The sequence below is a fragment of the Mesorhizobium sp. WSM4815 genome (genome assembly GCF_055811575.1).
Genome location: NZ_JBVVQS010000068.1, coordinates 42601 through 48600 on the forward strand (window position 1 = coordinate 42601; position 6000 = coordinate 48600).

Annotated in this window: 11 protein-coding genes; 8 read left to right on the plus strand and 3 right to left on the minus strand. The window is 62.5% G+C overall.

The annotated features are described in order from the left end of the window. Positions 1 to 23: 23 nt before the first annotated feature. The 6 genes from AC0L2B_RS01955 (at position 24) to AC0L2B_RS01980 (ending at position 1773) form a co-directional block, all read left to right on the plus strand. Positions 24 to 233, plus strand: a complete 210-nt coding sequence (locus AC0L2B_RS01955) for a cold-shock protein (protein ID WP_010915421.1) — start codon at positions 24 to 26, stop codon at positions 231 to 233. 20 nt (positions 234 to 253) lie between these two features. Then, positions 254 to 490 (plus strand): hypothetical protein, encoded by a 237-nt coding sequence (locus tag AC0L2B_RS01960; protein WP_473743948.1) that lies wholly within the window; start codon positions 254 to 256, stop codon positions 488 to 490. A gap of 90 nt (positions 491 to 580) precedes the next feature. Continuing rightward, the gene (locus tag AC0L2B_RS01965) at positions 581 to 808 is read left to right on the plus strand and encodes a hypothetical protein (RefSeq protein WP_128248410.1); all 228 of its coding nucleotides are present in this window, start codon (positions 581 to 583) and stop codon (positions 806 to 808) included. Next, positions 808 to 1215: a hypothetical protein gene (locus AC0L2B_RS01970; protein ID WP_027155370.1), complete on the plus strand. Its 408-nt coding sequence runs from the start codon at positions 808 to 810 to the stop codon at positions 1213 to 1215. Before AC0L2B_RS01965 ends, AC0L2B_RS01970 begins: the two co-directional genes overlap by 1 nt. 1 nt (position 1216) lies before the next feature. Beyond that, a complete protein-coding gene (locus tag AC0L2B_RS01975; protein WP_287120983.1) occupies positions 1217 to 1384 on the plus strand; it encodes a hypothetical protein in 168 nt (55 codons plus the stop codon). Positions 1385 to 1407: 23 nt separating this feature from the next. Further along, the gene (locus tag AC0L2B_RS01980; RefSeq protein ID WP_091590675.1) at positions 1408 to 1773 is read left to right on the plus strand and encodes a YkgJ family cysteine cluster protein; all 366 of its coding nucleotides are present in this window, start codon (positions 1408 to 1410) and stop codon (positions 1771 to 1773) included. Positions 1774 to 1914: 141 nt separating this feature from the next. Here AC0L2B_RS01980 and AC0L2B_RS01985 read toward each other — a convergent pair whose 3' ends face one another. After that, positions 1915 to 3219 (minus strand): metal-dependent hydrolase family protein, encoded by a 1305-nt coding sequence (locus AC0L2B_RS01985; RefSeq protein ID WP_473743949.1) that lies wholly within the window; start codon positions 3217 to 3219, stop codon positions 1915 to 1917. Between the two features lie 482 nt (positions 3220 to 3701). Between AC0L2B_RS01985 and AC0L2B_RS01990 the strand changes: the two genes are divergently transcribed. Further along, entirely contained in the window at positions 3702 to 4313 is a 612-nt protein-coding gene (locus tag AC0L2B_RS01990; protein WP_473743950.1) for a LysE family translocator, read from the plus strand. A gap of 11 nt (positions 4314 to 4324) precedes the next feature. Here the strand turns inward: AC0L2B_RS01990 and AC0L2B_RS01995 are convergent, their stop codons facing one another. After that, positions 4325 to 4711, minus strand: coding sequence for a nuclear transport factor 2 family protein (locus AC0L2B_RS01995; protein ID WP_128169193.1), 387 nt, complete (start codon positions 4709 to 4711; stop codon positions 4325 to 4327). 17 nt (positions 4712 to 4728) lie between these two features. After that, positions 4729 to 5178 (minus strand): OsmC family protein, encoded by a 450-nt coding sequence (locus AC0L2B_RS02000; protein WP_473610597.1) that lies wholly within the window; start codon positions 5176 to 5178, stop codon positions 4729 to 4731. Between the two features lie 115 nt (positions 5179 to 5293). Here AC0L2B_RS02000 and AC0L2B_RS02005 point away from each other — a divergent pair, with 115 nt between their 5' ends. Beyond that, positions 5294 to 5905, plus strand: coding sequence for a TetR/AcrR family transcriptional regulator (locus AC0L2B_RS02005; protein WP_473743951.1), 612 nt, complete (start codon positions 5294 to 5296; stop codon positions 5903 to 5905). Positions 5906 to 6000 lie beyond the last annotated feature (95 nt).

Below are 6000 nucleotides of genomic sequence, written 5' to 3' on the forward strand. Positions count from 1 at the left end.
ATTTGCCACGGAAAGGGTTCGTTATGAGCACAGGCACAGTTAAATGGTTCAACGCCACCAAGGGTTTCGGTTTTATTCAGCCTGACGACGGCTCGGCCGACGTTTTTGTCCACATCTCGGCCGTAGAGCGCGCCGGAATGCGCGACATCGTCGAGGGCCAGAAGCTCGGCTACGAGATGGTCCGCGACAACAAGTCGGGCAAGATGTCCGCCGATCAGTTGAAGGCGGCCTAAAACGGAATTCAGCCTCGCCGGTGACCACGGATGTACTGGCACCGGTGAACGGCAAATTCCAGCGCATGACCCCGGAAACACCGGTTTCCGGAAAGGATCATGCGCAGAATGAGCAAGTGCACGCGCGTTCAACCGGACGCGCGGCGCTCCAGCGGAGGTCAGGCAATGCCTGGCCTTTTGCGTTTCGGGCGCCGCAAAAGTTCGAAAAGAGCACCGCGCGTTCGCTTGAACGTGCTAAGGATGCTCCAGCAATTTGAAATCGACTGCCGTATTGCTTTGTGCGTGGTCCTGGTCGAAAGACCAGTCTCGCCATTTTCGGCATTACGCTCCGAACCGGGAGAAAGACCTTGACCGCCACTTCGAAGAAATCCCGCGACCACGCCGAATCCATCTTCAGCAAGACCCAGACCCAGTCCATGTCGCTCAACCGCATTATTTCCGAGCAGGATGCTGTCAGCCAGGCCCGGGAAGCCAAGACCGCGCGGCTGCGCGAACTGCGCCTGGAGAAAGAAGCCGACGAGCTGGCTGCAGCCGCCGCGCTCGCTGCCGCGCCGAAGCGCGTGGGCAAACGCTGATGGCCACCAAGCGCGTCCCGCAAGAGGCGATCGCCGCCGATTCGACCATCGCCGATGTCGTGGGAGCCCTCGACAAGCCGGTCGAGTATGTCCGGCGCGTGCTCGAAAAGCTCGAGCGGTGCAAGCGCGCCCATGGCGATGCCCAGGTCAGGCTCGGCGTGCGTGGCCGCTCCGAATGCCCGAACTATCTGATCGAGTATGTCCGTGAAAATGCCAAGACCCATGAGCGCGTCACCCATCAGGATGCCGCCTATAGCGGCAGCACGCATCGCGAACTGGCACCCCGGCACATCGAGGAGGCCAGGAACTGGTCGCCCGAGGAAATGAACATCACGGCGGTCTCGGCGCTGATCGGCCGGCTTCGCAACCCGAATGCGCCATCATCGCGTTTCTCCGACGAGGATTGATATGGCCATAAAATTTTCCGCCAAGGATCAGCCGGCAGCAGCCGCTGCCACCGCAAAGCTGGCCAAGCCGGCCGCCGCGCCGAAAGCCGATGTCGCCGCCGAGGCAGCGACCGACCTGTTCAAGTCGCCGGCGGACGTGGCGTCGCGCAAGACCAGGAAGAAAAAATAGCGCCCTTGCCGAGCAACGCCGGAATGAATTCTGTTGCGTCAGGGCTGCTCGCCCTGGCGAGCGCCGGAGACTTTTCGTCACTGGAGGAGCGCGCCGCCCCTCTCTTCGACTGCCAGAGCTGTGGCGCTTGCTGTTCCTATTCGGCCGAATGGCCGCGCTTCTCGACCGAAGATGACGCGCAGCTCGACCGGATCCCGCAAGACTATGTGGCTGCCGACGAAGCCGGCATGCGCTGCGACGGCGTGCGCTGCTCGGCACTTTCCGGCGAGGTCGGCAAGTCGACCATTTGCGGCATCTACGAGGTCCGGCCGGACGTCTGCCGCGCCTGCATGCCCGGTGGCGACGACTGCCTGATGGCGCGCAAGGCACATGGTCTGCCGGCGCCCTGATAACGGGCCCCGATAGGTCTCAGTTTGAATTTCCACCTCGGGTAGGAAGCGGCCATTCCTGGTCGCTGGGCTGTGGAATTCCAGCGCTCTGCGGCCAGGCAATCGGATGCGTCGAGTAGAGACGGGCGGCTCAGTCGTTCCTCACTGAGTCAGCGTGTTTTTGTAGATCAGGCCGTCCTTCATGATGATTTTGAAGTTGTTGGCAGGATCGGCCACTAGGTCGAGGTTCTCCAGCGGATTGCCTTCGACGAGCAGGAGGTCGGCGAGCGCGCCCTCTTGGATCACGCCGAGCTTTCCCGGATAGGGATTGCGAAGGCCCGACAGCGCGAGCAGCTCGGCATTGGTCCCGGTCGCCATGACGAGCGCTTCGGCAGGCGTGTACCAACGCGCAAGCGACGCCAGGATTGCTCCCTGCTGCTTCGCCAGCGCGCGGGAGAACAGGACATCGGTGCCCCATGCCGTCTTGATCTTGTATTTCTTCGCGAGTTCGTAGGTCCTGCCGATGCCTGGCCACACCTCATCGGCCTTGGCTCGCTCGACCGAACCCTCTCGGAGGCCTGTCCTCATCAATTCGGGAAGCGGCTGCAAGCTCAGCCAAACGTCCTTTTCGGCGATCAGCTTGGCGGTTGCCTCGTCCATGAGGAAGCCGTGTTCGATGCACTTGACGCCAGCCGCGACAGCCTTCCGGATCGCATCCGAGGTGAAGGCGTGCGCGGCGACGTAGGTGCCCCAATTCTCGGCAATTTCAACGGCGGCCCGCAGTTCGGGCTCGGTGAAGGTGGTGACGTCGAGCGGGCTGTGGGGCGACGACACTCCACCGCCCGCTGTCAGCTTCAGCAGCGCGGCCCCCTGCATGAATTGCTCGCGGGCACGCAAACGCACCTCGTCGGGGCTGTCCACGACTATGCTGCCGCCGTTCCTCTCCATGGGGGTGAATAAGCCGCCGATCGTCCGGGGCAAGTCGCTGAGCTGGCGGAAATCCCCATGCCCGCTGGTCACGGTGATCATGGCTCCGGACGGATAGATGCGCGGTCCCGCGACGATGCCTTGATCTATCGCGCGCTTGAGGCCGAACACCGGCCCGCCCACGTCGCGAACGGTGGTGAAGCCGCGCATCAGCGTATCCGTCGCCTCGTCGCCGGCCGCAAGATTGGCGAAACCGATGTCGCCCATCGCCTCTGCCGGGGTGGATGCAATCAGCATTGCGTGCCAATGCGCATCGATCAGCCCCGGCATCAGCGTTCGCCCGTTGCCGGCGATGCGCTGCGCGCCCTCGGCCGCGATGGGACTTGTCGAAATCCGCGCGATCAGCTTGCCCTGCACCAGCACACTCGACGGAGCCGAAAGTGCGGCGCCCTTCCCGTCGAAGATACGGACGTTTTCGAAAAGCACGTCATCGGCGCTCGCGCTGGCGCAAAGTTCAAGCAGGAGAGCCGCCGCAAGCATTTGTCTGCCAGAGCGAAGCATCGTGAAAACCGGGCGCGCAACAAAGAACAACACAGCGGCGCAGGACAGGGCATGCGCCGCAACCTTGCCTTTCGTCAGCTCCTGCGATCCAAAGGATTTGTGACACATGACGATTATCCCGCTTCAGGAGAGGTGGTCACGGCGCAAGGACAAGTTTGTAGCTTACACGGCATCGGGTCAAGAAGTGTTCCGGACTGGCACCGGACTGGCCTCGTTCGCAGCGAAGGTGGTGTCCAAAGTCAGGCCAATGCGATGATGGCAGGGCCAGCAGTGCAAGGTTTGCCTCAGGAAACGAGCTTACGAAACGTCGCCCACGGGAGTTGGATTAAAATCCCGCCGAGGGATTCCGCCTTGGGTCGTGACCCGAAATTCGAAATGAGACAGTACTGGTCCTCGGGCTGGCTTGTGCCCGCGCGTTTCGCTGGCTACCTTGCCGGCGGCAGGTCACCGGAGGACGCATCGTGAGCATCGAATTCTTGTTGACGTCGCTGATCGTCGTGGCTTCGCCCGGCACCGGCGTTCTCTATACGCTGAGCGCCGGACTTTCGCGTGGCGCGCGCGCTAGCATCATCGCGGCTTTTGGTTGCACGCTCGGCATTATTCCGCACATGGCGGCCGCCATCACCGGTCTGGCGGCGCTGCTGCACACCAGCGCGCTCGCCTTCGAGACGCTGAAATATCTGGGCGTCGCCTATCTGCTCTACATGGCGTGGAACACGCTGAAGGAGAGCGGCGGCTTGAACGTCGGACAGGATGTCGCGCCGCGCACGACCGGCAAGGTGATCACCTCAGGCATCCTCATCAACATCCTCAACCCGAAGCTGTCGATCTTCTTCGTCGCCTTCCTGCCGCAGTTCGTCAGCACCACCGAACCGCATGCGCTGTCGAAAATGCTGGAGCTCAGCACCGTCTTCATGCTTTTGACCTTCGTCGTCTTTGTCGGCTACGGCATCTTCGCCGCCTCGATCCGCAGCCATGTCGTGTCGCGGCCGATGGTGCTCACCTGGATGCGCCGCACCTTCGCCGGCGCCTTCGTCGCGCTCGGCGCAAAACTGGCGCTGACCGAGCGGTAGAGCCGCCGGTGCTATCCCTTTACATATCCCATCGCTTCGACGATCAGCCCGTCCGCAACGCGCATCAGATTGACGCCACGGATGGAGTTGCCTTCGGCGGGCCAGTAGCGCCAGCGGATTGTCGCCCGCTCACCGGCGACGAACGTTTCTTCAACGTCGAAGCGGGTGCCGGGTTCGCTGGCGATCGCCGACCACAGCCGCACGCATGCCTCACGGCCGGCATGGCGGGCGCCATCCGGCGCCGGCACGGTGTTTTCGATGACGCAGTCCTCGGCCACCAGCTCGGCGAGCGCCGACGGATCATGAAGCTGGAACACGTCGTTGAAGCGCCGGATGATATCGGCCGTCTGTCTGGATTGGTCGTCGGGATGGACGACAATGATGCTATCCCGTTTCATCTCGGTACCTCCTGATTTCATTTTTCCGCAGCGGCGGCCGTGACGAGGTCGGCCCTGAGCCTGATATCCGCCACGCCCGCCAAAGCCCGGGAGACGAGGCATGTTGCTTTCGCCGATTGGGCAAGGCGCTGGAATTCCTCGGGCGCCAGGCCCGGGATTTCGGCTTCCGTTTCAAGGTCGATGCGGGTGAGCGTCGGTCCGGCCGTGCTCGTGCCGAGATGCACCTTGGCGACGGTGTGAATCCGTACGGGGACATGGCCGCCGCTGCCCAGTATGGCGCTCAACGCCATTGAAAAGCAGCCGGCATGTGCCGCCGCAATCAATTCCTCGGGATTGGTGCCGGGACCGTTTTCGAAGCGCGACGGGAAGGAATAGGCGCCTTCGAAGACGCCGCTGCCGAGCCGCAGACGGCCCGAGCCTTCTTTCAACGAACCCTGCCATTGGGCCTCTGCTTCACGGATGGTCATTTTGTCGTTCTCCTCTTCGATGAAACGCCGAATATATAGACTGATCTACATACTATATAGACCGATTGTCATATTCGGCGCAAGCCTATAAAGCTCACTCCTGACAGAGGTTGACATGGCGAACGACACCCGCATCCGCATGATCGAGGCGACGGCGCTGCTGCTGAGGCAGCGCGGCTATCACGGCACCTCGCTCAACGACATCTTGAGCGCCTCCGGTGCGCCAAGAGGATCGCTCTACTTTCATTTTCCGGGCGGCAAGGACCAATTGGTCATCGAGGTGACGCGCGACAGCGTGGACAAGGTGTCTCGATGGCTTGCCGAAGAGCTGGCCGCCGAAAAAGATCCGGCGGTGGCTGTCCACCACATCTACCAGTCGGTCGCACGCATGCTGGAGGACAACCAGTTCACGCTCGGCTGTCCGATCGCACCGGTGGTGCTGGACTCGCCGGCCGACGTGCCGGAGTTGGCCGAACTGTGCCGGTCGGCTTTTGAGCAATGGGTAGGCCTGCTGCAGGCGGCCTTCGTCAGGGCAGGGGTGCCTGAGCGCCGCGCCCGCGCCCTGGCGCTGCTTGTCGAATCGTCGCTGGAAGGGCTGATGGTGATCGCGCGCGCCAGCCGCGACCGCGCCCCGGTGCTGGCGGTGGCAGATGAAGTCGCTTCGCTGATTGAAGGTGCCTTGCCTGCCAAAGGGGAGCTGACACGGCGCATTGACGCCGCCGTCTGAGCCGGGCAGCCCGCTAAATAAAGCAAACAAAAAGGGCGCCTTTCGGCGCCCTTTCCGTGAATGCGAGGCAATGTTGGATTAGAAATCCATGCCGC

Bases quoted from the DNA above. Each gene is read 5' to 3' on its own strand.
- AC0L2B_RS01980 (WP_091590675.1), top strand. From the start codon at position 1,408: ATGAATTCTGTTGCGTCAGGGCTGCTCGCCCTGGCGAGCGCCGGAGAC.
- AC0L2B_RS01995 (WP_128169193.1), bottom strand. From the start codon at position 4,711: ATGAAACGGGATAGCATCATTGTCGTCCATCCCGACGACCAATCCAGA.
- AC0L2B_RS01975 (WP_287120983.1), top strand. From the start codon at position 1,217: ATGGCCATAAAATTTTCCGCCAAGGATCAGCCGGCAGCAGCCGCTGCC.
- AC0L2B_RS01955 (WP_010915421.1), top strand. From the start codon at position 24: ATGAGCACAGGCACAGTTAAATGGTTCAACGCCACCAAGGGTTTCGGT.
- AC0L2B_RS01970 (WP_027155370.1), top strand. From the start codon at position 808: ATGGCCACCAAGCGCGTCCCGCAAGAGGCGATCGCCGCCGATTCGACC.
- AC0L2B_RS01985 (WP_473743949.1), bottom strand. From the start codon at position 3,219: ATGCTTGCGGCGGCTCTCCTGCTTGAACTTTGCGCCAGCGCGAGCGCC.
- AC0L2B_RS02000 (WP_473610597.1), bottom strand. From the start codon at position 5,178: ATGACCATCCGTGAAGCAGAGGCCCAATGGCAGGGTTCGTTGAAAGAA.
- AC0L2B_RS02005 (WP_473743951.1), top strand. From the start codon at position 5,294: ATGGCGAACGACACCCGCATCCGCATGATCGAGGCGACGGCGCTGCTG.